A 23268-nucleotide genomic window follows, 5' to 3' on the forward strand; every position below is an offset into this window, starting at 1 on the left:
CTTGCTGAGCTTGACGAGGGAACTATGGCAACTTCAACCACTCACCCCCCTGCCGTACGCAGCGGGGTTATTGGCGGCTATATCCGCTTGATGGATACGCTGTCGCGCGCGTCGGCTTACCTCGCCTGCGCCATGTTCGTGGCAGGCGTTCTGGTGATCTGCCAGATGGTCTTTATCCGCTACGCCTTGGGCATGAGCACAAGCTGGCAGACCGAATTCACGATTTTCTCCGTGACCGGGGCCATGCTGATGGGCAGCCCCTATGTACTGATGACCGGTGGCCATGTGGCGATCACCATCGTACCGGACGCCCTCGGCGGCCTAGCGCAAAAAGCCATGCGTTTAGTCGCATCGCTGTTTGGCCTGCTCTTTTGCGCGGCGCTGGCCTACGCCTCTTGGGTTTACGTCTTTGAAGCGCTGCACGGCGAATGGACCACTGGCTCGGTGTGGAACCCACCGCTCTGGCCCGCCATTCTGCCCATGGCCGTGGGGGCCACGCTGCTCTCGCTGCAGTACGTGGCTGAAATTATGCGCGGGGAGGGCTAATCATGGATCCCATTACGCTTGGCATTATCGTGGCCATTGGTTTAATCGTGCTGATGGCGATTGGTACCCCGATTGCGTTCGCACTCGGCGGTGTGTCACTGCTGGCGCTGCTGTACGACCGGGGCCTGCCGGAACTTACCTACTTTGGCGAAACGTTTTTTGATCGCATCGCGGAATTTGGCTTCGTGGCCATCCCGATGTTCATTTTGATGGGCGCGGCGGTGGCCTCTTCCCCCACCGGGCGCGATCTTTACCGCTCGCTAGACCTGTGGATGGGCCGCCTGCCCGGGGGTCTCGCGGTCTCTAATATCGGTGCCTGCTCTATTTTCGCTGCGCTCTCGGGTTCCTCCCCCGCCACCTGCGCCGCCATCGGCAAAATGGGCATTCCTGAAATGCGCACCCGTGGCTACCCGGATGGCGTGGCGGCGGGCTGTATCGCGGCGGGCGGCACGCTGGGGATTTTGATTCCACCCTCGGTCACCATGATTATCTACGGTATCTCGACCGAAACCTCCATTGGCCGGCTGTTCATTGCTGGGGTGGTGCCGGGCTTTATGCTCGCGGGCCTGTTTATGATCTGGACCATGATCGCCTGCAAGATGGCCGGGGGTTACAACAACCCGCTGGCGGCCTCTGCTGAAAAGCTGAAGGAGAACATCAAGCAGAACATCGATAGCAACATGAAGGCGCTGGTGCGGGTGCTGCCTTTCTTGGGTGTGGTCGCGGGTATTCTATTTGCCCTTTACGGCGGTGTGGCGACTCCGTCGGAAGCCGCAGGCGTGGGGGCATTTCTCTGCTTGGCGCTGGCGATTGTGATTTACCGCATGTGGCAGCTTGGCCCCATCAAGCTAATCATGCGCGACTCGCTGCGGGAAAGCGTGATGATCATGTTGGTGATCGCCACCGCCGAGGTGTTCGCTTACGCGCTCTCGTCAATGTTCATCACCCAAACCGTGGCCGCTGCCATTGCCGATTTAGAAGTCAATCGCTGGGTGCTGATGGGCATTATCAACCTGTTCTTGTTAGTGGCAGGGTTCTTCCTACCCCCCGTGGCGGTCATCGTGATGACCGCGCCGATTCTGCTGCCGATCATTTTGGCGGCGGACTTCGACCCCTACTGGTTCGCGGTCATTTTGACCATCAACTTGGAAATCGGCCTGATCACGCCGCCGGTGGGGCTTAACCTGTTCATCATCAAAGGCATCGCCCCCGATATCTCACTGCGGGATATTCTGATGGGCAGCTTGCCCTATGCGCTGTGCATGGTGCTGGGCATTCTGCTGCTCTGCCTGTTTCCGGGGATTGCGCTATGGCTACCGAACCTGATTATGGGTTAAAGGGGGACGCATCATGAACATGACCTTTCTCCAAGAGATGTTTAACAGCATCACCCAGCGGGACGCGCTGTTACGGCGCAAACACCCGGAAACGCTGACACCCGACCATCATCAGTTGGTCAAGGCCTGCCAAGCGCTGCTGGCCAGTGACGGCGAAGCCTCCAGCATTGCGCTGGCCAGCCGCGCACTGGCGATTTATCAGCGCCTTTCAGCGGTTGAAAAACATCAGTTTTTTAAGCGCCTAGCCGACGACTTTGCCGCTGAGCCCCAGCAGATTGATAGCGCCTACCAGGCCTATCAACAGGTCCGCGACAACCACACGCTGCAGGCGCTGTTTGAAGCCTGTGAGCCGCGTCGCCAGGAGCTGTTTAGGCGCTTGAACCTCGCCACCGACGGTACTTACGACCTCGTCAAAATGCGTGAGGATCTGCTGCAGCTGCTGCGCGAGGAGCCTAACTTAGCGCCCATCGATGATGACTTTGCGCACCTGTTTGGCTCCTGGTTCAATCGCGGCTTTTTGATGCTCAAGCGGATCGACTGGAATACGCCTGCTTCTATCCTGGAAAAAATCATCCGCTATGAAGCGGTGCATGAAATTCAGGACTGGAACGACCTGCGGCGGCGCTTGGATGCCCGAGACCGCCGCTGTTTCGCGTTTTTTCACCCCGCGATTGGCGACGAACCGCTGATTTTTGTGGAGGTCGCACTCCACAAAGGGCTACCCAGCCGTATTCAACCCATTTTGGCAGGCGTTGAGGATGGCTTGGCGGACCCCGATGATGCCGATACCGCCGCCTTCTTCGGTATCAGCAACTGCCAAACCGGGCTGCGCGGCATTTCATTTGGCAACTTCCTCATCAAGCAGGTAGTGCAGGAGCTCAGCCAGGAACTGCCCCAGCTCAAGTACTTCGTTACCCTCTCGCCGGTGCCCGGCTTCGCCCAGTGGCTGGCCGAACAGCAGCAGGATGCCCAGTGGCCCGATAGCATCCGTGAGGCGCTCGACGCGCTAGCAACGCCCAACTGGCAGCAGGACAAGGCCCGCGAAGAGCGCCTCAAAACCGCCATTCGCCCGCTCGCTGCCCACTATTTGGTCGATCAGAAGAACCTCCATGGCCTGCCGCTGAACCCGGTGGCCCGCTTCCACTTGGGCAATGGTGCCGAGCTGCATCGCATCAACTGGCTGGGGGATGTGTCTGCCAAAGGGATGAAGCAAGCGGCAGGGCTGATGGTGAACTACCTCTACGTGCTCGACGATATCGAGCGCAATCACGAAAACTATACCGCAAAGGCCACCGTTGCCTGTTCAAGCGAGGTGCGCGACCTGGCTCGCCGCGCCCGCAAGCTGGCCAAGGGAGAGACCACCAAATGAACCACAACTTATTTGATACCTTTGCCGCGCGCATGCGCGAGCGTGGCAACGCCCCCTTTATCACCACCCGCGAAGGCCGCCACTACAGTTACCAAGACGCGCTTAATGAAAGCGCCCAGCTTGCCGGGGCACTGACCTCGCTAGGCGTGAACGTAGGCGACCGCGTGGCGGTGCAGGTGGATAAAAGCCCGGAAGCCATTTTGCTCTACCTCGCCTGCCTGCGTATCGGCGGCGTCTATTTACCGCTCAATACCGGCTATACCGGCGATGAGATCCGCTATTTCTTGAAAGACGCCGAGCCCGCGCTATTCGTGTGCAGGCCTTCGGACATCGACACCGCCCGCGCCATTGCCCGCGATACCGGCTGCCCGGCGGTCGACACCTTAGGCACCGATGCCGATGGCAGCCTGATGGAGAAAGCGCAGCAAAGTGACCCCAGAGATGACATCGTCACGCTGGGCGAGCGGGATTTAGCGGCGATTTTATACACCTCGGGCACGACAGGCCGCTCAAAAGGCGCGATGCTGACCCATCGTAACCTTGCTTCGAACGCGGAAACGCTGGTCTCGTCTTGGCACTTTAGCGCTGAAGATAGGCTGATCCACGCGCTGCCTATTTTTCATACCCACGGGCTGTTCGTGGCGTGCAACGTCACGCTGATGGCAGGCGCCAGCATGTGTTTTCTGCCTAAATTCGATGCGGATGTGATTTTCGATGAACTGCCTAAAGGCAGCGTGATGATGGGCGTACCGACGTTCTATACCCGCCTGGTTCAAGACCCGCGTTTGACCGCCGAGGTCACCGCTCATATGCGGCTGTTCGTCTCGGGCTCGGCACCGCTCACTGCGGAAACCCACGAAGCCTTCGAGGCCAAAACCGGCCACGCCATTCTTGAGCGCTATGGCATGACCGAAACTAATATGAACATCTCCAACCCCTACACCGGCGCACGCAGGGCAGGCACCGTGGGCATGCCGCTACCGGGCGTCGAGATGCGCATTACCAGCCGGGACACCGGTGAAGAAGTGCCGCAGGGCGAGATTGGTATGCTGCAAATTCGCGGCCCCAACGTCTTCATTGGTTACTGGCGCATGCCGGAAAAGACCCGTGAAGAGCTGCTGGACGATGGTTTTTTCATCACCGGCGATCTCGCCATGGTCGATGAGCAAGGCTACGTGCATATCGTCGGTCGGGATAAAGATCTGGTGATTTCCGGCGGGTATAACGTCTACCCCAAAGAGGTCGAGCAGGTGATTGATGAGCTGCCGCAGGTGGCGGAGTCTGCCGTGATTGGCCTGCCCCACCCCGACTTTGGCGAAGGCGTCACTGCTGTAGTGGTGCCCCAGCCAGGGGAGCAGGTGGATGAAGCCGCCATTCTGAATCATTTAGAGGGGCGGCTGGCCAAGTACAAACAGCCGAAGCGGGTCTTTTTTGTCGACTCGCTGCCGCGCAACACCATGGGCAAAGTGCAAAAGAACGAGCTGCGCAAACGCTTCGACACCACCTACCACGCCGCTTAGCCGATTCGTTAAAAACACCCCACCAAAAACAGCCACGCCCCGCAAAGCGGGGCGTGGCTGTTTTTTCTCGAATGCTGCTTTTAAACACTGGCGTGATTAGGCTCTGCCGGAAAAGTCGGCGAGCGAAGACCAGACAAGGCAAAAATCGGCGAAAAGACGGAGTTTACATGTTGTAAATGAGTACTTTGAGCCGATTTTTAACGCCGTATGGTCGAGCGTAGCCAGTTTTCAGACAGAGCCTAGCCACCCGCAAAGGAGGCGTACATGATCACCACCAAAACCACCAGCACGATACCGGTAGGCACCGCGCCTTTCCACGGGGTGAGATCGACATCGCCGGAGTCTTCCTGCACCCAGTCCGTAGCGCGGGGGCGCAGCTTACCGATCATCAGCATGACCGCCACCAGCAGCACGAATACGGCAGCGACGAAGTGGAACTCGTGCATCACCATGGGCAGCTTGTTGAACGGCGGCACGAAGTAGCCCGCCGCAATCAGCAAACAGCCGCCGACCAGCGCTACTTTCGCGGCCATGGGCGGTACGCGTTTTGTCAGCAGACCCACCAGCACCACGGCAAGAATCGGGATGAAGTAGATCGCGTTCATCTTCTGCAGGTAGCCGAACAGGCTGTCCTGGCCCGCCAGCAGCGGCGCAATAATCATGGTGGTAATCGCCATGATCCAGCCAAACACCTTGCCGGATTTCACCACCTGCTCTTCCGTGGCGTCTTTTTTCAGCACGCCTTTGTAGATCCCCAAGCTGAAGATCGTCGTGGTGCTGTTCAGCGCGGAGTTAAACGAGGAGAGAATCGCCCCGACCATCACCGCCGCAAAGAAGCCGGTCAAGTAGGGCGGCAGCACGTTGAATACTAGGTGGCCATACGCCTCGTCGGCGCGAATACCCTGGTCGGCATACAGGTGGTACGCAATGATACCGGGCAGCACCAGGTACAGCGGCCCCAGCAGCTTTAGAAACCCTGTGAGCAAGACGCCCTTCTGGCCTTCGGCCAGGTTCTTGGCGGCAAAGGTGCGCTGGATGATTTGCTGGTTGGTGGTCCAGTAGAAGAGGTGAAGCAGCAGCACGCCGGTAAAGATGGTCGAGAACGGTACCTGCTGTTCAGGGCCACCCATGGAGTTGAATTTGCTGGGGTCGCTCTCTTTCAGGATATTCCAGCCCTCCATCACACCTGTGCCACCGCTCACCGCCTGTAGGCCGAAGTAAACGATCACGAAGCCGCCAATCAACAGGCCTACCCCGTTGAGGGTATCCGATACCGCCACCGTACGCAGGCCGCCAAACAGCGCGTAGACCGCACCAATCAGGCCCACCGCCCATACCGTTGCCCAGAGCAGCGCAGTGTTGGATTCAATGCCGGTTAGGCCCTGTAAGTCCAGCATGCCCTGAAGGCCGATGGCACCGGAGTAGAGGATGATCGGCAGTAACACCACCGCGTAAGCAATCAGGAAGATAACGTTGGCAATCAGCTGCGTGCCTGTATCAAAACGAATCGCCAGCAGCTGTGGCAGCGTGGCAATGCCGCTTTTCAGAAAGCGCGGCAGGAAAAATAGCGCCAGCGCCACCAGGGCAATCACGGCGATCACTTCCCACGCCATGACGCTCAAACCATCGGTAAACGCGGACCCGTTTAGCCCCACCATCTGCTCGGTGGAGAGGTTGGTCATCAGCATGGACGCCGCGATCAGCGGAAAGGTCAGCGTGCGGCCTGCCAGAAAATAGCCGCTGGTGCTACGGTGGTCATCACGTCGCGTGATGCGCCAGGTGACAAAGGCCACCAGGCCCGTAAAGAACAGAAACGATGCCAGGGTTAGGGCATGCATGGGGGAAAGTCCTTCGATGCGGTCGCGTCTGAAGCGGTGCCCAACACGGGCACGAAGAGCGGTATCAAGCGATACGACACGGTGAATTTAGGTAAAAATACCAAGCATCGCGGGATTCTAAGCAGGTGACACGTTTCATCTATTAGCCTTTAGTCGTAACAAAAGGCAAACAATAGGTTTTTTTACTACCAAATCCATCGCGCAACGAAAGCCAAAAGACGATTGCCGATCCCAGGCGAAGCTATGTCACAATGCCCACGTTGACTGACCCACCGTCATTGACCACAAGGATGACACTGCCATGTTGCACTATTTACAGGGATTACCGTCTTTCTTTGCCTACCTGCTCGGCGCGCTCGCGCTGCTGGTGGCCTTTATGTACTGCTATAGCCGCCTAACTCCACACCACGAGTGGGCACTGATTCGAGCGGGCAATGCGGCGGCCGCCACCGCTTACGGCGGCTCTATCCTGGGTTTCACCCTCCCGCTCTACAGCGCCATGGCCCACTCCATTAGCTATATCGACTTCATTCTGTGGGGCGTGGTGGCCTTCGGCGTGCAGATCGCCACGTTCTTTGGCCTGAAACTGTTCCTGCGCCGCCAGGGCGAGAGTTTGTCTCAGCACATCACCGAAGGCCACCAGGCCTACGGCACGCTGGTGGGCAGCATCTCGATTGCCGTGGGCTTGATCAACGCGGCCTCAATGACCTGGTAACGGAGCGCTCTCATGGAAAAGCAGACCCAACCTACCCACCTGCCCCGCCGTAAGCGCAGCGCGCGCCTCTCTTTGGCGATGATGGGAGCGAGCGCCTTCGGTTTGACCGCCTGCACCCAGCCCGCGGAGGACGAGCACCTGACCGATGTACGCTTCGACGAGCCCAAAAGCTATCAAGGCGTCGAAGAGTGCGTAGCCGCCAACGTGTACACCCGCAGCGCCTGCGAAGACGCTTACGAGGCCTCTCTAGAGTCCGTGCCGCGCTTCGACACCCTAGAAGCCTGCGAAGCCGAACACGGCGAAGGCGCCTGCGCTGCCCCCACCGACGAGCAGACCCAGGCTGCGGGCGGCGGCAGCTGGTTCATGCCTGCCATGATGGGCTATATGGTCGGTAACATGCTGGCGAATACCAGCCGAGGGCGCTCGTTTGAGCGCGTGTATCAAGAGCCGGTCTATCGCAACCGCCAAAACCAGGGCAACTGGAATGCCGCTGCCAGCCAAGCTTCCCAGCGGGTCAATCAGCGTAACGAGGCCCTGCGTAGCTCGGTGGTGCAAAACCGCCAAGCCACGACGCGGCGCGGCCTGGGCACCCGCTCGGCCTCTTGGGGCTCTTAGCCACACCCTTGGGAGCCACTATGCTGCGCATCAACGTTTCTGAACGCCCGCAGTGGAAAACCCTGGCCAAAGAGCTGGGGTTTCATTTCCACACCATCGATGGCGAGCCTTACTGGAAAGAGGACGCCTACTACCAGTTTACCCTGGAACAGGTAGAGCAAGAGATTGAAGCGCCCACCGAAGCCCTGCACGAAATGTGTATGGCGCTGGTTGATAAGGTCTGCCACTCCAATGCTTTAATGCAGCGCCTCGCGATTCCCGAGCATATGTGGGACATCATCCACCACTCCTGGCGTAGCGGGCAGCCGCCGCTGTATGGGCGCATGGACTTTGCCTATTCAGGCAACGGTCCCGCGAAGCTTTTAGAACTCAATTACGACACGCCCACTTCGCTCTATGAAGCGGGCTTTTTCCAGTGGGTGTGGCTAGAGCAGGCGATTGAGCAAGGCATCCTGCCCCGCCATGCCGACCAGTACAACTCGATTCAAGAGCGCCTGCTCAATGCCATGGCGCATCTGGGCGACCGTTTGGAAAACCGCACCCTCTACTTCTCCTGTGTCAAAGGCAGCGACGAGGAGCGCGCCACCGTCAGCTACTTGCAGGATATCGCCATACAAGCAGGCTTACAGGCGCCGTTCATCTACATCGAAGACATTGGTATCGCTCCAGGAGTCGAGCACTTTGTCGATTTGGACGACCACCCCATCACTGCGCTATTCAAGCTCTATCCGTGGGAAGAGATGGCGGTAGAAGCATTTGGCGAGGCGGTCACGCAGCTCAACACCCACTGGTTCGAACCACCCTGGAAAGCCGTGCTCTCCAATAAAGGGATTCTGCCGCTGCTGTGGGAAGAGTATGAAGGGCACCCGAATCTGCTACCGGCGTATTTCGAGAAGGAGATTCACGCTCCACTGGAACCCGGCTGGGTGCGCAAGCCGTTTTTCTCACGGGAAGGGAGCAATATTAGTTTGATAACGCCCAGCGGCCAGCAAGAGAGCGTGGGCGGGCCTTACACTGATAACCCGTGGATACGCCAGGCGTACCACCCGCTGCCGCGCTTTGGCGACAAGCACGCACTGATTGGCAGCTGGGTCGTGGGCGATCGCGCCTGTGGCATGGGCATTCGAGAAGACGTGGGGTGTATCACCAAAGATACGTCATGCTTCATTCCCCACGCCATTCTTTAGCAATGGACGGTTCAGGCGGCGCTGGCGCCCGGGCGAGCGCCTTGGATAGGCACTTGCCAAGCGGGCGATACTCCCAACGGGCCACTCTCCTCCGCCACCCAACCCTCTTCGCCGATGACGGGTAAAAAGTGACGCGCGCCTACCCAGCGCAGAGGTTCGGCCAGCTGCACCTCGTCGGGCATACCACCTTGTATCATTCGCAACAGGTAGTCATCGCTCTCGGTGGGATGCCAGTGGGCCAGCAGCTCGAACGGCGCCTGACGTGAACGACGCGCGGCCAGCACACCCAACCCGGGCTGACAGTGGAGTTCGATGATATGCGCAACCCCTTTCGCCAGCAGGGAACGGTAGGTGTGTTTGTCCAATGCAGAGGTCGACACCGCCGTGATGTTCATGGGCAGCGAAGGAAGCCGCTGCGCCAACTGGCCCCACCGATCGGCGCTGGTGACCATGATATCGCCCGCGTTGAGTTCCCATAGCGCGTTGGCGTGATCGAACAGCGAACGCGACGACCAACCCGCCTGCTGTGGCAGCAGCGCCCCTAGCATGAACCCCGCCGCCGTTTGTATAGATAGCCAGCTCACCACGCTGCGGCTGGCTTGGCTTTCGTGGGCCAACAGCGTCCTGAGCGCTTCGGCCTCTTGCCGTAACGATGCTGCGCTGTATAGGTGTTGGCGCTGCAATTGATGGCTAAACGCCCCGCCAGTGGCACTATCGAACAGGCGCAGGTGGGAAATGTCGCCACGCTCGCTAAGCGCATCGGCCCACTCCTCCAATGTGATGGAAGAGGCCGACAGAAGATCTGTATCGGTCAAGCCGAAACAGCGTTTGACCGCGAGCACCAAGCGTTCGCGTTCTGGCGTCCCAGCGGCGGGCAACATACCGCTTTGGTGGCGGCTATGGCGCGGCAACATGCTCCGCAAGACGGCCAGCAGGGTAGGTGGGGTGAGTGACAACATGTTGCTTCCTTAGCAAATCATCGTTCCATTTGATTAACAGGCTACGTGCATGTATCACTTTTGTCAAAATTTTAACCTACGCCAAACGCAATGGATAATCTTTGTATAAATAAATCACCTACATAGGCAAACCGTTGGTGTAAATAGTAGACACTCCTCCCAAAAGCCGCTGAAATCGTTGTTATCATGCCTGACGGGCATGGCGTGACCCTGCTAATGATCTACCCATGAAACGCGCCGTGGCCCTCTGCCTTTTCATGAGCGTCTTCGTCCCACTTGGAGCAATCGCGATAATGACAGCGCGCTGGAAAACCCTGCCATTACGGCTACGTTTGTTTATCTCGTTTGGCACGGTGCTGGCCATTGCCATGTTTCTGGCTCTCTATTTGCAGGCGCGTACGCACAGCCAAGCCCGTCTGGATAACCTGCTGAACGTCGAACTGCCTGCCCAGGTGGAAGGATTAGCCACGCGTATCAACCTCCGCTTAAGTCCGGCGCTCGCGGTGTCTGAGAGCTTGGCCAACAGCTATTTCATCGAACAGTGGGTCGCCGACGGGCTACCCGAGGCACAGCAGCCAGACATCGAGCGCTACCTGTCGCGCCTCATGGACCAGTTGGATACCGAACTGCTCTTCATCGCCGCGCAAACCCAAGGGCGCGGCGTCTACTTCCAGTACCGTGACGGCGAGTTCCTGCAGCGTCCGCTCCAATCTCCTGGCGGAGACGACGACTGGTACTATCAGTTCACCGACAGCCGCGCGTCTTACAATCTGAATTTAGACAGTGATACCTTCTCTCCCGAAGAAGCCTTCGTATTCCTTAACTTCCGCAGCAGTGGCACCGCCGCCAACGGGCGCCCCAGTGTCGTGGCGGGCGCGGGGCTCGACCTATCGCGCATGGCGCAGCTCATTCGTGACTACCGTTTGGGCGAGACGGGTCGAGCGTCGATCTTGAGTGCCGAAGGGGCGTTCTTGATTACCAGCAACGAAACCAATATCTCGGAACTGCAAGCCCAAGAAACCGATACCCTGCTGCGCCAGGATAACGAGCTTCACGTGACCGACATCGAGCGCGATGGCGATCACTATTACGTCACGACCCGCTGGCTGCCGGAATTACAGCGTTATCTCATGGTGGAGGTCTCCAAAGAGGAGTACACCACCAGCATTCGCCAGCGCTTTTTGAGTTCGATCGAGCTTGGCTTGCTGCTGCTGGTGGCCGGACTGGCGCTGCTCTACCCCCTAACGGGGAGCCTGATTCGACCGCTCAACCGTTTTCAACGCCAGCTAAAAGAGATCACCCATAGTCTGGACCTCTCCCGCCGGGTAGAAACGGACGACCGCGCCGAGCTTGGCGACTTGGCCGACCAAACCAACCAACTGCTGGAGCGCCTCTCCCGCGCAATTGCGGCCGTGTCATCCAACGCGTTGGCGCTGACCCAAGTAGCCGACCGTTTAGCACAGACGGCGGGGCTATCCGGCATTCAGGGGGGCGACATTCATCATGAAGCCAACCAGACGATGGCCGCCGCGGTGGAAGAGATGGCCTCTTCTGTCGCAGAAATCACGTCCACCATGGAAGAGCTCTCCACGTCGTCCACACAAATTGCCGATCACTCCCAATCCGTGGTGGACGTAGCGAACCAAACCCTAGAGCGCAGCCGTAAAGGCAGCACCGCCATGCAGTTACTGCAGGCCAAAATGCAGGATATCCGCAGCGACAGCGAGCAGAGTCTTGCTGAGATCATGACCCTAGGGGCGAAGTCCAAGCAGATCAGCAAGGTGATGGAGCTGATTAACACGCTGGCCGCCCAAACCAAGCTGATCGCCTTCAATGCCGCCCTGGAAGCCTCCAGCGCGGGAGAGTCCGGCCGCCGTTTCTCCGTGGTCGCCAACGAGATCCGCCGTTTGGCCGACAGCGTGACCGACTCCACCCAGGAGATCGAGGGGCACACCGACGATATTCAGCAAGCGATCAACCGCTTGGTGGTGGCCTCTGAAAAGGGCGCGACCTCCATCGAGCAGGGGGTCGAGGCCAGTATCAGCACCGCTCAAGACTTGGAAGCGCTGCTCAAAGCCGCGAGCCAAACCAGCAGCGCTGCCCAGCAAATTTCGCTCTCCACACAGCAGCAAAAAACGGCCAGCAACCAAGTGGTGATCGCCTTGCGGGATATCGACACAGCCAGTGCCCGTAATGCCCACTCCGTGCGCAGCATCACGGAGATCAGCCAAGACATGGTACAGATGTCTGCAGAGCTGAATGCGCTCGTTCAGGAGTTTACTCTCGAAGAGCACGGCACTGCCCCGCCCCATCAGCAACGCCCCTCCTGAGGACGTCCCCATGAGTCCAATTCGGGTCGTGATGGCGGATGACAGTCAGTTGGCGCGCGAGGTGTTGCGCGACATCCTCACCCGCGATGGCGATATCGAGATCGTCGGTGAAGCCGCCAACGGCCAAGAAGCCGTCGAGCTGGCGCGGCGGCTGAGTCCGCAGCTCATCACCATGGATTTGACCATGCCGGTGATGGACGGGCTCAGCGCCATCGAGGAAATCATGCACACCAAAGGGGTGCCCATCGTCGTGATCAGTGACAGCGCAGACGCCCAAACGGCGTATCAGGCGCTGGAGGTCGGCGCCCTGGAAGTCCTGCCCAAGCCCGGCCTCGACGAGGAGGACGCGCAGCGGCTGCTGTCGCGGGTGCGGTTGTTGTCAGGCGTGTCGGTGATTACCCGACTGCGGCGTCGCGCATCGGCCGCACGAACCCCCACGCCGGTCAGGCTGCCCGTTCCCGGCCCTTGCCCGGTCGCCTCCCGCGGTTTTCAGCGGGTGGTGGCCATTGCCTGCTCCACCGGTGGCCCGCAGGCGCTGGCCCGCCTCTTGAGCAAGCTGCCCAAAGGATTTCCCTCCCCCATAGTGATTGCCCAGCACATCAGCCCTGGGTTCATCGACGGCATGGCCACTTGGCTTGGATCGCTTTGCGCGCTGCCGGTGAACGTGGCGCAAAGCGGCGAGCGGCTGTGCCCCGGCCATATTTACCTCTGCCCCCCCGAAAGCCAGCTCAGCGTCACAGGTCAGCATCGCTTGCAGCTCACCCCCAGCCCCGCCCAGACGCTCTACCACCCCAGCTGCGATGCCATGCTGCACAGCGTGGCCAGCGTTTATGGCGCCGACAGCATCGGTGTGATCTTAACGGGCATGGGGCGCGATGGCGTCAGCGGCCTAAGAGCCATCCTCCTCGCGGGCGGCACGACCCTGGCACAGGACGAAGCCAGCTCGGTGATCTACGGCATGAACCAAGAAGCCGTCAACGCTGGCGTGGTGCAGCACGTGCTGGGGCTAGACGAGCTGCCAGCGCGCCTGCTGCGGGAAGTCCGCTTTACCCCATCGCCTTGGCGGGAGCCGCAATGAGCGCCCTTGATCCGTTCAAACAGTGGGTTCATCAGCGCTGCGGGCTGCACTTGGAAGGTCTCGCCGAGGCGCGCCTGACCCGCGCCATCGACGCCTTGCAGGTCGAGCTAGGCACCCAAAACAGCGACGTGCTGCTGGCGCATCTGCGTCAAGACAACGATCTGTTCGACCGCTTTGTCAGTCAGCTAACGGTCAACGAAACGTACTTTTTCCGCGAACCGGAAACGATTCAATGGCTGGTCGATACGTACCTGCCCCGTCGGCTCGCCGAGCAAGGCGGCCCGCTGCGCCTGCTCAGCGCGGGCTGCTCCTCGGGGGAAGAACCCTACAGCGTCGCCATGGCGTTACAGGAGCGCTACGGTGATCGCGCCCAAGCGCTTTTCGGCATTATCGGGGGCGACGTCGACCACCAAGTGCTGACCAAAGCGCAGGCGGGTCTCTACGCCGGTATGGCGTTTCGTGCGCTTCACCCATCGCTGAAAGCGCGATTTTTCACGCCGGTGGGGCGCAGCTTTCAACTGAGTGCCTCGCTGCGCCAGTGGGTGACGTTTCGCTCGCTGAACCTGTTGGCGCCGGATGAACGAGCCATTGGCGGCCCGTTCGATGTCATCCTGTTTCGCAACGTCTCGATCTACTTCGACGAAGCCACGCGCCGCACCATCCAGCGCCAGCTCAAACGGCTGCTGACACCTAACGGCATTCTGCTGTGCGGCGTTACCGAAACCCTGGGTAACGACCTGGGCGTGCTCTCCCTCAAAGAGGAGCAGGGCGTCTTCTACTTTCAAGCCGATACGCCCGCGTCTGAGGAAGACAGTGGCGCACCGACCATACCGCTGACGAATCATATCGCCGTGGTCAACGAGCCTGACGCCCCTACAGCACTACCCGCCCAAGAACCACCACGCCAGACGCCACCCTCGTCATCGGCGCCCACGGCGGCCCACGCCGAGCTACAGCACGCTCACGATGCGCTGAACCAGAACCGCTTCAGCGAGGCCGATGCCTTGCTGGCACCGCTGCTGGCTGACGACCCTTGGAACGTGGATGCGCTGCTGTTAGCGGGTCTCGTTGCCCGCTGGCAGCAGCAGCCCCAGCGAGCGTTCGACTACTTCAAGCGCGCGTTGTACGTCGCCCCCGAGTGCTGGCCGGCCCATTTCTACCAAGCCGAGCTGCTGCGCCAGGGGGAGCTACCCGACCATCCGACACAGCGGCAGCGCGGTTACGCCGCCGTAGTGCGGCTGCTCGAAGCATCGCCCCTGGCCAGCGGCGGGCTGACCGTCATTGCACCGCCCCTGCCGCCCGGCGATGCCTGCTTCTTGGCAAAACGCTACCTATCTGAACACACCGCCACACAGGGAGTGGGCTAATGGCGCTGGATATTCGACGCTTCATCCAGCGGTTCGTCGAAGAGGCCGCTGACCACCTACCCCGCTTACGCGAGGGGGTCAGCACCTTGGAGCAGGGAGCCGCCGATAAAGAGCGTATCAACGAGCTGTTTCGCTCCGCGCATACGCTGAAAGGCTCGTCCCGTATGCTCAAGCTGGCTCCTATCACCGCAGTGGCGCACAGCGCAGAAGAGCTTTTGAGCGCGTTTCGCGACGGTAGCCAAGCGCCCGGCCCCGACAGTATCAGCCTGTTGAATCAAGCCATCGATGCGCTGGCCGACTACGTGGCCCAGCTCGCCCAGGGGGCCGCTCCCGAGACCCTCGCCGAGGCCGACCCCACGCTCTGCCAAGCGCTGGAAGCCGCCGCCCAAGGGGCAGCAGAACCCGCATCACCGCCCGAAGCATCGGCAGCGGCTGCCCCGCCTGCACCGCCGCCGTCAGCACCACAGGACACCCCGCCGCTGCCCTCTCCCATAGGCAGTACGACACTGGCGCTCAGCGACACGGTACGTGTACGCCTGGACCGTTTGGACGACGTGATCCGCTTGATGGGCGAGGTGCTCTCGGGGCATCACCACCTCCACACCTTGGTCGAACAAGCCCAGGCGCTGGAAGCCACCCTGCCCAGCGATCAGCGCAGCGCCGTCCATGCCTTCAACCGCGAATTGAAAGACAGCGTGCTAAGCCACGATGCACTGATGAGCGACCTGCATGAGCGCGCCCTGCAAATGCGTATGCTGCCCCTTGGCGTGGTGTTCGACCCGCTGGCGCAAATGGCCAGGGAACTTGCCCAGTCGCTGGGGAAGCGCGTGGATTGCCGGGTGCGGGGCAGTGAAATCGAGCTGGACCGCCAACTGATCGATCGCCTGTCCGACCCGCTGATCCACCTGCTGCGTAACGCGCTGGATCACGGATTGGAGACGCCGGAACAGCGCCAAGCCGCCGGCAAGCCGCCCAGAGGGCAGCTCGAACTGGCAGCGTGGCAAGATGGTAACTGGGTGGTGGTCGAAATGCGCGACGACGGCGCCGGCATTTCCCTGGCAGCGGTTCGCCAAAAGGCCATCGCCAAGCAGCTGCTCACCGAGGAGCAGCTGGCCGTCTTGAGCGATCAAGAGACGCTCGAACTGATCTTTCTGCCCGGCTTTTCGACCAAGCCCATGATTACCGATTTTTCGGGCCGCGGCGTGGGTATGGACGTGGTGAAGCGGACCATGATGGATGAGCTGAGCGGCGATCTGCAGCTCGCCAGCGAGCACGGCAAAGGCACACGCTTTACGCTTCGCCTGCCGCTCTCGCTGGCGATGATGCGGGTGCTGCTCGTCCAGGTCGGCAACGTAACGCTCGGCGTCACCGCGCCCCAAGTCGCCGAGCTGGTCGAGTGTTCGCCGGAGCAGTTCATCGATGCGGCAGGCCAGCCCACGTTGATCTTGCGCAATGAGTTCGTTCCCGTGGTGCCCCTCGCGGAGCTGCTAGGGCTGCCCGTCCCCGCAGCGCTGCCCACCAAGGTCCTGCTGCTGGTCGTGCATCAGCGCCAGCAGAAACTGGCGCTCATCGTCGACTCACTGGTCGACGAGCGTGACATGGTGATCAAACCGCTGCCCGACCACCTGCGCTACCTGCCTTTGGTATCGGGCATGGTGTCCCAGGGGCGTAATGCGCTGGTCAGTCTACTGCACGTTCCGGCGCTGCTAGAGCGCGCCAAGCGCCACACGCCTGCCGTGACGCGTAGCGAAGCGCCGAACGATACCCCTCACCGCGTGCTGATCGTGGACGACTCTCTGAATACCCGAGAAATCGAGAAGGACGTGCTGGAAGCGTGGGGCTATCACGTCACCTTGGCGGAAAACGGCCGCGATGGGTTGAATAAAGCCCTGGCCGAGCCCTTCGACGCCGTGCTCACCGACGTCGAGATGCCCGTGATGGATGGCTTTGCGCTGACCGCCAGACTGCGCGAAAATGATCTTTATCGTCACAAGCCGATTATCATCATCACCTCCCGCGAAAAAGAGAGTGACCGTCAGCGGGGAATGGAAGTCGGCGCCGATGCCTACATCGTGAAAGGCAGCTTCGATCAAAACAACTTAGTGGAGACGCTCAAAGCCCTGCTGGGCTAAGTCTCCCGCCAAGAGGATTACCATGCGAATATTGGTCGTAGACGACGACCCCCTAGCGGGGGAGATGACCGGGGCACTGCTAGAGTTTCAGGGCCACGATGTCCTACTCGCCAACGACGCCATGGAGGCTACCAGCCAGTTGGATGCCCATGACGATATCGCGATGATCGTCAGCGATATGCACATGCCGCTGATCAACGGTATCGAGCTGTTACACATGCTGCGTGAGCAGGGGGTCATGCTGCCGTTCATCCTGCTCACGGGCGATACGCCAGATGAGTCGCTGCGCCAAACACCGGGTCTTAGCGCTTGCCTGCAGAAAGATGCAGCGCTGGACACTTCGCTCGAGCACGCTGTCGCCCACGCGCTGGGTGAGTAGCCATGCCGTTACCTACGCCATGCACCGCTCGCCCACCCGCACAGGTAGCCTGATGTCCCCCTCTGCTCCTTCGTTGCACGACAAACTCAATCAACTGCGCCAACGTTTCATCGACCAGTTACCCGCGCGCTTACAGCACACGGTCGACCAGTGGCAACAGAGCCAAGCGTCTTCCGAAGCGCACGCGCGCCTGGGGCCAGAACTGCATCGGTTTTTCCACAGCTTGAAGGGAACGGGACGTTCATTGGGCTTCGAGCGGATTGCGCTACTGGCCGACCAGGGCGAGACCGCCCTCCATGAGCAGCCTCCCGCAGGCGACGTGGTCGAACGCGTATTTGCCCAGCTCGCCGAAGAGCAGCAGCGGCTGCAGTCGCTGCCGGGGCAGCAGCGGGCGCTGGCGGCGATGAATAGCGTCGAGTTCTCGCCCAAGCCAGTACAAACCCGCAGCAAGCGCCAACGGCTGATCTACCTGTGCGACGACGAGCCGGATCAGGTGGGCCAACTGCTGCACCACCTGCGCTGCTTCGGCCACGAGGTGGTGCATTTCGAAGATACGGACGCCTTTTTTAATGCGGTGATCACCCGGCGTCCCGATGCCATCATCATGGACGTGCAGTTCCCCCAGGGGCATACCGCAGGCACCGAAACGCTCGCCAGTCTCAACAAGCTCACCGGCGAGCGCCTGCCCTCGATCGTGCTTTCTGCCCATGGCGATTTTCACTCTCGGCTGAGCGCCGTGCGGGCGGGCTGCAACGGCTACTTTACGAAGCCGGTGAAACCGCTGGATCTCATGCTGGCAGTGGATGAGCTGACCACTCCCATCGACGACGAGCCGCTGCGTATCTTGATCGTGGACGATGAGCCCGAGGTAGCGTCGTATCATGCCCTGTTGCTGGAACAGGCGGGCATGGCCGTGCAGCAGGTCAACCACCCCGCCGATGCGCTGAATGCCCTGGAGCGCTTTAGCCCAGACCTGCTGCTGGTGGATGTCTATATGCCCGTCTGTTCGGGCGAGGAGCTGGCGAACATCATTCGCCAACAGCCCGAGCACGTGGGTCTGCCGATCATCTATCTCTCGAGCGAAACCGACAGCCAGAAGCAGCTCTCTGCCATGACGGCAGGTGTCGAAGCGTTCATCACCAAACCCGTGGTGCCTGACGAGCTGGTCTCTGCCGTAAAGCTGCGCGCCGAGCGGCTGCGCCTGCTGCGCTCGCTGATGACCCGTGACAGCATGACCGGGCTGTATAACCACAGCACCACCACCGACCTCATCAGCAAAGCGCTGGCCCAGGCCCACCGGGACAACACCCAGCATGCCATGGCCATGATCGATATCGACCACTTCAAAGCAGTGAACGATACTCACGGCCACCTCGCTGGCGACCAGGTCATCATCACCCTGGCGAGACTGTTGAAAACCCGCCTACGCATGTCGGATATCATTGGCCGTTACGGCGGCGAAGAGTTCGTGGTGCTGCTCAAAGGGGTCAGCGACGCGCGCGCCAGCGAGCTGATCGATGCTCTGCGCCACGACTTCGCCCAGGTGGATTTTCATGCAGGCGGCGCGCGCTTTCGCTGCACGTTCAGCGCTGGCGTTAGCAGCTTCCCGACTCACCCCTCCACCGAGTCGCTGCGCTTAAGCGCCGACCAAGCGCTCTACCGCGCCAAGCACCAGGGGCGCAACCAGGTGACCACCAGTACGGAGCAGGACGATGACGGATTCCCGACAGCCTGATCCTGAGGCCGGCGACACGTTTGCCCAGGCGTTCAGCGAGCACAGCGACGATACGGCCATCGTCGACGTGGACGAACCCAGCCAGCAGGTGGTGCTGTTCCAGCTCTCCGGCCAGCCATTTGCGCTGCCCGGCCATGCGGTGAGTGAAATTCTCAAAGGGGATACGCCGGTCTATTTCGTCCCTGGCCTGCCGGACTCCACGGAGGGCGTGATTCACCTGCGAGGCCAGATCGAGTCGCTGATTACGCTACAGCCGCTGCTGGGGCTTCCCACGACCCCAGCCGACGGCATGCTGCTCATCGTGAAGGGCGCGGGCATCCGCAGCGCCGTGCGCATCGACCAGTTGGAGGATGTGTGCGAGCTGCCCGTGAGCGCCTTGAAGACACCTCCCGACACTCTGGCGAGCACGCTGCGCCCCTACGTGAGCGCGCTATGGCAGCCCAGCGATGGGCAGCCCGCCACGGCGTTACTGGACCCCGATGCGCTCTTCCAAGCGTATCAGCAAGGGCTTGGCTAACCGTGGGTAGCGTGACCTGCGTGTGCTTCGACGCCTGTGGCTACCGATGGGCGCTGGAAGCCCGCCATGTCAGACGTATCGACAGCACCCTCTCCTTAGCGCGCCATGCGGCGTTCGAGACGCTGCTATGCGACTCGCCCGGCCAGCCGACCCGCTGGCTCACGCTGGTGGATCGGCAGGGCCCCTGGCAGTTGGGTCTTCCAAGCGATAGCGTACTTCTGCCCTTGCCCAGTGCGGCCCTCCACCCATTGCCTCCTCTCTTGGCCGCACGTGTTCGGCATCCGGCGCTGTGCGGCATCGCTGTCGTCGCGCAGTCGCTCACGCTCCTTCTGAACGGTGCGCAACTCAGGCTACCCACCACCTCAGGTTCAGTGGGCGAGCCATAGGCAACGCACCGGGCTGCCTTTTTCCAGCTGGCGATTGGGATCAATCACCGCCAGCGCATCGGCCGCAATGCAGGAAGAGAGCACCGCTGAGTTTTGATCATCAAAGGCATCGGCCTCGATGCCCTCGGGCGTAAAGCGCAGCGCTACCCGCATGTAGTGCTGGCGCGGTCCGGTCTCGGTGGCAAAGGTCGCGGTGGCCGTTAGGCACGGAAGCTCCGCCAGCGCAGGGCAGCCCAGTAGCGCCCCCATCAGCGGGCGTAGAAACAGCCACGCGCCCACGAAGCCTGACACCGGATTACCCGGTAGACCCACAAACCGCGCTTGGCTGCCATCGTCGCGGGGCAAGCGGCCTAGCGCTAATGGCTTGCCAGGACGAATCGCCAGCTTCCACATATCGAGCTGTCCAAGCGACGCCAGCGCCGCTTTGACGTGGTCCTCCTCCCCGACGCTGACACCGCCAGTGCTCACCACCACATCGGCCTCGGCAGCGGCGTGGTTCAACAGCGCCACGGTCTGGGCGTAGTCATCGGGCACGCTCACCAACTGCACTACCTCGGCGCCGAACGTCTCCAGCAGCCGTTTGAGCATGGGCCGGTTGGAGTTGTACAGCTGGCCCGGTTGTAACGGCGTGCCGGGGTCGACGATCTCATCGCCGGTAGAGAGTAGCGCCACCCGGGGGCGACAGCGTACGTTGACCTCGGTGATGCCCTGCCCCGCTAAATGTCCCAGCGCGGCGGCCTCCAGGCGCTCGCCTGCAGTGAGCAGCACATCGCCTTGACGCACGTCGCGGCCCTGCAAGCGAACGTTGTCTCCTTCCGGTACGTCCGCGGGAATGAGCGCCTCGCCGTTCTCTTCAGTCACCCGCTCCTGCATCACCACGCAGTCAGCACCAGGGGGGATCTGCCCGCCGGTAAAGATCCGCACGCAGGTGCCCGCCGCCAATGGCCGTGCCGTACTGCCCGCGGCAATGCGCTGGCTCACCGGCAGCCGCTTACCCGCGTCTACCGCGCACAGCGCATAGCCATCCATCGCACTGTTATCGAACGGCGGCACGTCCAGCGTGGCCGTGACCGGTTCGGCCAGCACGCGGCCAGCGGCGTCGCTCAACGCGACCCGTTCGGCATCGAGCGGCGTCACGTCGGCCAGCAGCGCTTCCAGCGCCGCTTCAATCGGCTGCAGATCAGCCATGCTGCCCCCGACCGGGAATCACCAGGTTGGCAAAGTTGCAGGGCTTATGGCGGCTATCGAGCTGTTCGGCAAGAATGCCATCCCAACCGGTACGGCACGCACCGGTAGAGCCTGGCAGGCAGAACACCACCGTGGCATTCGCGAAGCCGCCCAACGCGCGGCTCTGAATCGTGGAGCTACCGATCTCATCGCCGCTGAGCTGGCGAAAGCGCTCGCCAAAGCCTTCGATACGCTTGTCCAGCAGCACGGCGACCGCTTCGGGAGTGGAGTCGCGCCCGGTAAACCCTGTGCCGCCCGTGGTCAGCACCACCTGCACGCTGGGGTCGGCAATCCACTGAGCGACCACCGCACGGATTTGGTACACGTCATCCGGTACGATGCGCTTATCCGCCAAACGGTGGCCCGCCTCGGTTAGCCGCTGCACCAGCGACTGGCCCGAGCGGTCGGTCTCTTCCGTGCGCGTATCGGAGACGGTCAGCACAGCAATGTTCAGCGCTTCCATAGCATCCATGGCGCTACTCCTTGTGATCGTTGGAGGAGGCGTTGGCCTTTTTCTTGGCTTGGCGCGCGTCGAGGGCGGCCAGCTGTTCCGGTGTCGCCTCGCCCTGGTGATGGGCTTTCCACTCGCTGTAGGGCATGCCGTAGACGTACTCGCGGGCGGCATCCAGATCGAGCGCGGTGCCGCGCTCATCGGCGGCGGTCACCAGCCACTTCGAGAGGCAGTTCCGACAGAAGTCCGCCAGAATCATCAGGTCGATGTTCTGCACGTCTTTATTGTCGTCCAGATGCTTGAGCAAGCGCCGAAAGGCAGCGGCTTCCAGCTCGGTACGAGTGGTGGCATCCAGTTCGTCAAATGTCGCCATGGTGATTCCTCTTTCCCAATTCGTTGAAGTGCAGCATAACAAAAGACACCGCCCGAAGGCGGTGTCGAAGGGCGTTCACGTTCACCTATCTCGATGGCGTGACTCAGCTTGGCTTGGCGGGCGAAGGGGTGCCGCTGTCGCCCGCTTTACGCGCCGCCAGCTCCTCTTCGCTGATGGTTTGATCCTTGACCTCTTCGTACCACAGATTGTGATGCTCTTTGGCCCAGGTTTCATCCACGTAGCCGGTGGTCATGCCTTCCAGCGCGCCTTCCGTGCCCAGCGTGCCGATGTAGATGTGACCCAGCGAAACGGCGGTCAGGCCGAGCGCGCCCACGGCGTGGATGATGTTGGCCCACTGCATGGTGTCGCGGCCCTGGTCGAAGTTGGGGAAGTCGAGCACGAAGCCACTCGCCACCACCAAAATGCCTACCGATGCCAGCAGCCAGTACCAGGCTTTTTCACCACCGTTGCAGAAGCCCGCATCGACGTGGCCTTTGCCGATCATACCGCCGCCTTTCTTGAACCATACCCAGTCGTGCTTTTTGGGAATGTTCTCTTTGATCAGGCTAATCAGCATGATGACCAGCAGCACGCCAAAAATCGGCCCCAAGTAGTTGTGTAACACCTTGGACGCCGCGACCATCCAGCCCCAGACGGCATCGCCGAACAGCGTACGGAACACGAACTTGCCCAGCAGCAGGTTCAGCCCGGTCAGCGCCAGCGTGATGAACAGCGTCGCCACGGTCCAGTGCAGCGCGCGCATTAGCAGCGACCAGCGCAAGAGCTTGCGGCCCGTGCGCGGCTCTTCCAGGTATTTACGGCCAACGATGAAGTAAAACAGCGCAATCATCGCGGCCATGCCGCCGATGGCGATCAAGCCAAACGGCGATACCCAGCGATTGCGCAGTATCCGCCAGGTTTCGCCGCTGGCGTTGATCAGGTTGTAGTTACTCTCGTGCCGGGAGTCACGGTAGTTCGGCCCCGTCTCGCCACTGCGTACTTGGCGCCACTGATCCGCCGTGATGCCGGGGGCGGCGGTGGTCATTTCACGATCCGGGTCGGCTTGCGCCACGGCCATGTGGGTGACCCCCAAACTCGCTACCAACAGCACCAGCATTAGGCATAGACGCCAGCCACGCTGTAGCCAGCTAGCGGTGCCGCTAGGTGCCCGTGAGGGCACCTTTGTCATGGTCAACGTTGTCATGAC

General features: G+C 61.0%; 21 protein-coding genes. 15 read left to right on the plus strand and 6 right to left on the minus strand.

Translation table 11 applies throughout. The features are described 5' to 3' along the window. Nucleotides 1-24: 24 nt before the first annotated feature. Genes CTT34_RS16000 through CTT34_RS16015 form a run of 4 tightly spaced genes read left to right on the plus strand, consistent with a single transcriptional unit; the run spans nucleotide 25 to nucleotide 4772 of the window. A complete protein-coding gene (locus CTT34_RS16000; protein WP_159343311.1) occupies nucleotides 25-546 on the plus strand; it encodes a TRAP transporter small permease subunit in 522 nt (173 codons plus the stop codon). Nucleotides 547-548: 2 nt separating this feature from the next. Then, nucleotides 549-1883 carry a TRAP transporter large permease gene (locus CTT34_RS16005; RefSeq protein WP_159343312.1) on the plus strand — a complete coding sequence of 445 codons (1335 nt, stop codon included), beginning with the start codon at nucleotides 549-551 and terminating at the stop codon, nucleotides 1881-1883. A gap of 13 nt (nucleotides 1884-1896) precedes the next feature. After that, entirely contained in the window at nucleotides 1897-3252 is a 1356-nt protein-coding gene (locus CTT34_RS16010; protein ID WP_159343313.1) for a malonyl-CoA decarboxylase, read from the plus strand. After that, the gene (locus CTT34_RS16015; RefSeq protein ID WP_159343314.1) at nucleotides 3249-4772 is read left to right on the plus strand and encodes a malonate--CoA ligase; all 1524 of its coding nucleotides are present in this window, start codon (nucleotides 3249-3251) and stop codon (nucleotides 4770-4772) included. Before CTT34_RS16010 ends, CTT34_RS16015 begins: the two co-directional genes overlap by 4 nt. Before the next feature lie 239 nt (nucleotides 4773-5011). On the opposite strand, the gene CTT34_RS16020 is transcribed toward CTT34_RS16015, so the two are convergent. Beyond that, entirely contained in the window at nucleotides 5012-6610 is a 1599-nt protein-coding gene (locus CTT34_RS16020) for a solute:sodium symporter family transporter (protein WP_159343315.1), read from the minus strand. Between the two features lie 301 nt (nucleotides 6611-6911). Between CTT34_RS16020 and CTT34_RS16025 the strand changes: the two genes are divergently transcribed. Genes CTT34_RS16025 through CTT34_RS16035 form a run of 3 tightly spaced genes read left to right on the plus strand, consistent with a single transcriptional unit; the run spans nucleotide 6912 to nucleotide 9127 of the window. After that, nucleotides 6912-7325: a DUF350 domain-containing protein gene (locus CTT34_RS16025; RefSeq protein ID WP_044630035.1), complete on the plus strand. Its 414-nt coding sequence runs from the start codon at nucleotides 6912-6914 to the stop codon at nucleotides 7323-7325. A 12-nt stretch (nucleotides 7326-7337) separates the two neighbouring features. Beyond that, nucleotides 7338-7940 carry a DUF1190 domain-containing protein gene (locus CTT34_RS16030; RefSeq protein ID WP_159343316.1) on the plus strand — a complete coding sequence of 201 codons (603 nt, stop codon included), beginning with the start codon at nucleotides 7338-7340 and terminating at the stop codon, nucleotides 7938-7940. Nucleotides 7941-7960: 20 nt separating this feature from the next. Beyond that, the gene (locus tag CTT34_RS16035) at nucleotides 7961-9127 is read left to right on the plus strand and encodes a glutathionylspermidine synthase family protein (RefSeq protein ID WP_159343317.1); all 1167 of its coding nucleotides are present in this window, start codon (nucleotides 7961-7963) and stop codon (nucleotides 9125-9127) included. Nucleotides 9128-9138: 11 nt separating this feature from the next. Here the strand turns inward: CTT34_RS16035 and CTT34_RS16040 are convergent, their stop codons facing one another. Next, nucleotides 9139-10086 (minus strand): hypothetical protein, encoded by a 948-nt coding sequence (locus CTT34_RS16040; RefSeq protein WP_174788532.1) that lies wholly within the window; start codon nucleotides 10084-10086, stop codon nucleotides 9139-9141. A 293-nt stretch (nucleotides 10087-10379) separates the two neighbouring features. Between CTT34_RS16040 and CTT34_RS16045 the strand changes: the two genes are divergently transcribed. Genes CTT34_RS16045 through CTT34_RS16080 form a run of 8 tightly spaced genes read left to right on the plus strand, consistent with a single transcriptional unit; the run spans nucleotide 10380 to nucleotide 20010 of the window. Then, on the plus strand, nucleotides 10380-12416 hold the full coding sequence (locus tag CTT34_RS16045; protein WP_159343318.1) for a methyl-accepting chemotaxis protein: 2037 nt from the start codon (nucleotides 10380-10382) through the stop codon (nucleotides 12414-12416). A 10-nt stretch (nucleotides 12417-12426) separates the two neighbouring features. After that, complete coding sequence (cheB, locus tag CTT34_RS16050) at nucleotides 12427-13494, plus strand: chemotaxis-specific protein-glutamate methyltransferase CheB (protein ID WP_159343319.1); 1068 nt, start codon at nucleotides 12427-12429, stop codon at nucleotides 13492-13494. Then, the gene (locus CTT34_RS16055) at nucleotides 13491-14861 is read left to right on the plus strand and encodes a CheR family methyltransferase (RefSeq protein ID WP_159343320.1); all 1371 of its coding nucleotides are present in this window, start codon (nucleotides 13491-13493) and stop codon (nucleotides 14859-14861) included. The genes cheB and CTT34_RS16055 overlap by 4 nt, the downstream gene beginning before the upstream one ends. Continuing rightward, nucleotides 14861-16993, plus strand: a complete 2133-nt coding sequence (locus CTT34_RS16060) for a hybrid sensor histidine kinase/response regulator (protein WP_159343321.1) — start codon at nucleotides 14861-14863, stop codon at nucleotides 16991-16993. The genes CTT34_RS16055 and CTT34_RS16060 overlap by 1 nt, the downstream gene beginning before the upstream one ends. A gap of 22 nt (nucleotides 16994-17015) precedes the next feature. Further along, on the plus strand, nucleotides 17016-17372 hold the full coding sequence (locus CTT34_RS16065) for a response regulator (protein WP_159343322.1): 357 nt from the start codon (nucleotides 17016-17018) through the stop codon (nucleotides 17370-17372). 52 nt (nucleotides 17373-17424) lie between these two features. Further along, nucleotides 17425-19107 carry a diguanylate cyclase gene (locus tag CTT34_RS16070; RefSeq protein ID WP_159343833.1) on the plus strand — a complete coding sequence of 561 codons (1683 nt, stop codon included), beginning with the start codon at nucleotides 17425-17427 and terminating at the stop codon, nucleotides 19105-19107. Continuing rightward, nucleotides 19085-19624: a chemotaxis protein CheW gene (locus CTT34_RS16075; protein ID WP_159343323.1), complete on the plus strand. Its 540-nt coding sequence runs from the start codon at nucleotides 19085-19087 to the stop codon at nucleotides 19622-19624. Before CTT34_RS16070 ends, CTT34_RS16075 begins: the two co-directional genes overlap by 23 nt. Nucleotides 19625-19626: 2 nt before the next feature. Beyond that, on the plus strand, nucleotides 19627-20010 hold the full coding sequence (locus tag CTT34_RS16080; protein ID WP_159343324.1) for a hypothetical protein: 384 nt from the start codon (nucleotides 19627-19629) through the stop codon (nucleotides 20008-20010). Here CTT34_RS16080 and CTT34_RS16085 read toward each other — a convergent pair. From CTT34_RS16085 to CTT34_RS16100, 4 genes are all read right to left on the minus strand, one after another. Continuing rightward, on the minus strand, nucleotides 19993-21198 hold the full coding sequence (locus tag CTT34_RS16085) for a molybdopterin molybdotransferase MoeA (RefSeq protein WP_159343325.1): 1206 nt from the start codon (nucleotides 21196-21198) through the stop codon (nucleotides 19993-19995). The two genes, CTT34_RS16080 and CTT34_RS16085, sit on opposite strands and share 18 nt — an antisense overlap. Beyond that, nucleotides 21191-21709 carry a molybdenum cofactor biosynthesis protein B gene (gene moaB, locus CTT34_RS16090; RefSeq protein WP_159343326.1) on the minus strand — a complete coding sequence of 173 codons (519 nt, stop codon included), beginning with the start codon at nucleotides 21707-21709 and terminating at the stop codon, nucleotides 21191-21193. The genes CTT34_RS16085 and moaB overlap by 8 nt, the downstream gene beginning before the upstream one ends. A gap of 4 nt (nucleotides 21710-21713) precedes the next feature. Continuing rightward, nucleotides 21714-22061: a DUF1244 domain-containing protein gene (locus CTT34_RS16095; RefSeq protein WP_159343327.1), complete on the minus strand. Its 348-nt coding sequence runs from the start codon at nucleotides 22059-22061 to the stop codon at nucleotides 21714-21716. 103 nt (nucleotides 22062-22164) lie between these two features. Then, complete coding sequence (locus CTT34_RS16100) at nucleotides 22165-23265, minus strand: formate dehydrogenase subunit gamma (RefSeq protein ID WP_174788533.1); 1101 nt, start codon at nucleotides 23263-23265, stop codon at nucleotides 22165-22167. Nucleotides 23266-23268: the final 3 nt, after the last annotated feature.

Source organism: Halomonas meridiana, from assembly GCF_009846525.1.
In the GTDB taxonomy this organism is placed as follows: domain Bacteria; phylum Pseudomonadota; class Gammaproteobacteria; order Pseudomonadales; family Halomonadaceae; genus Vreelandella.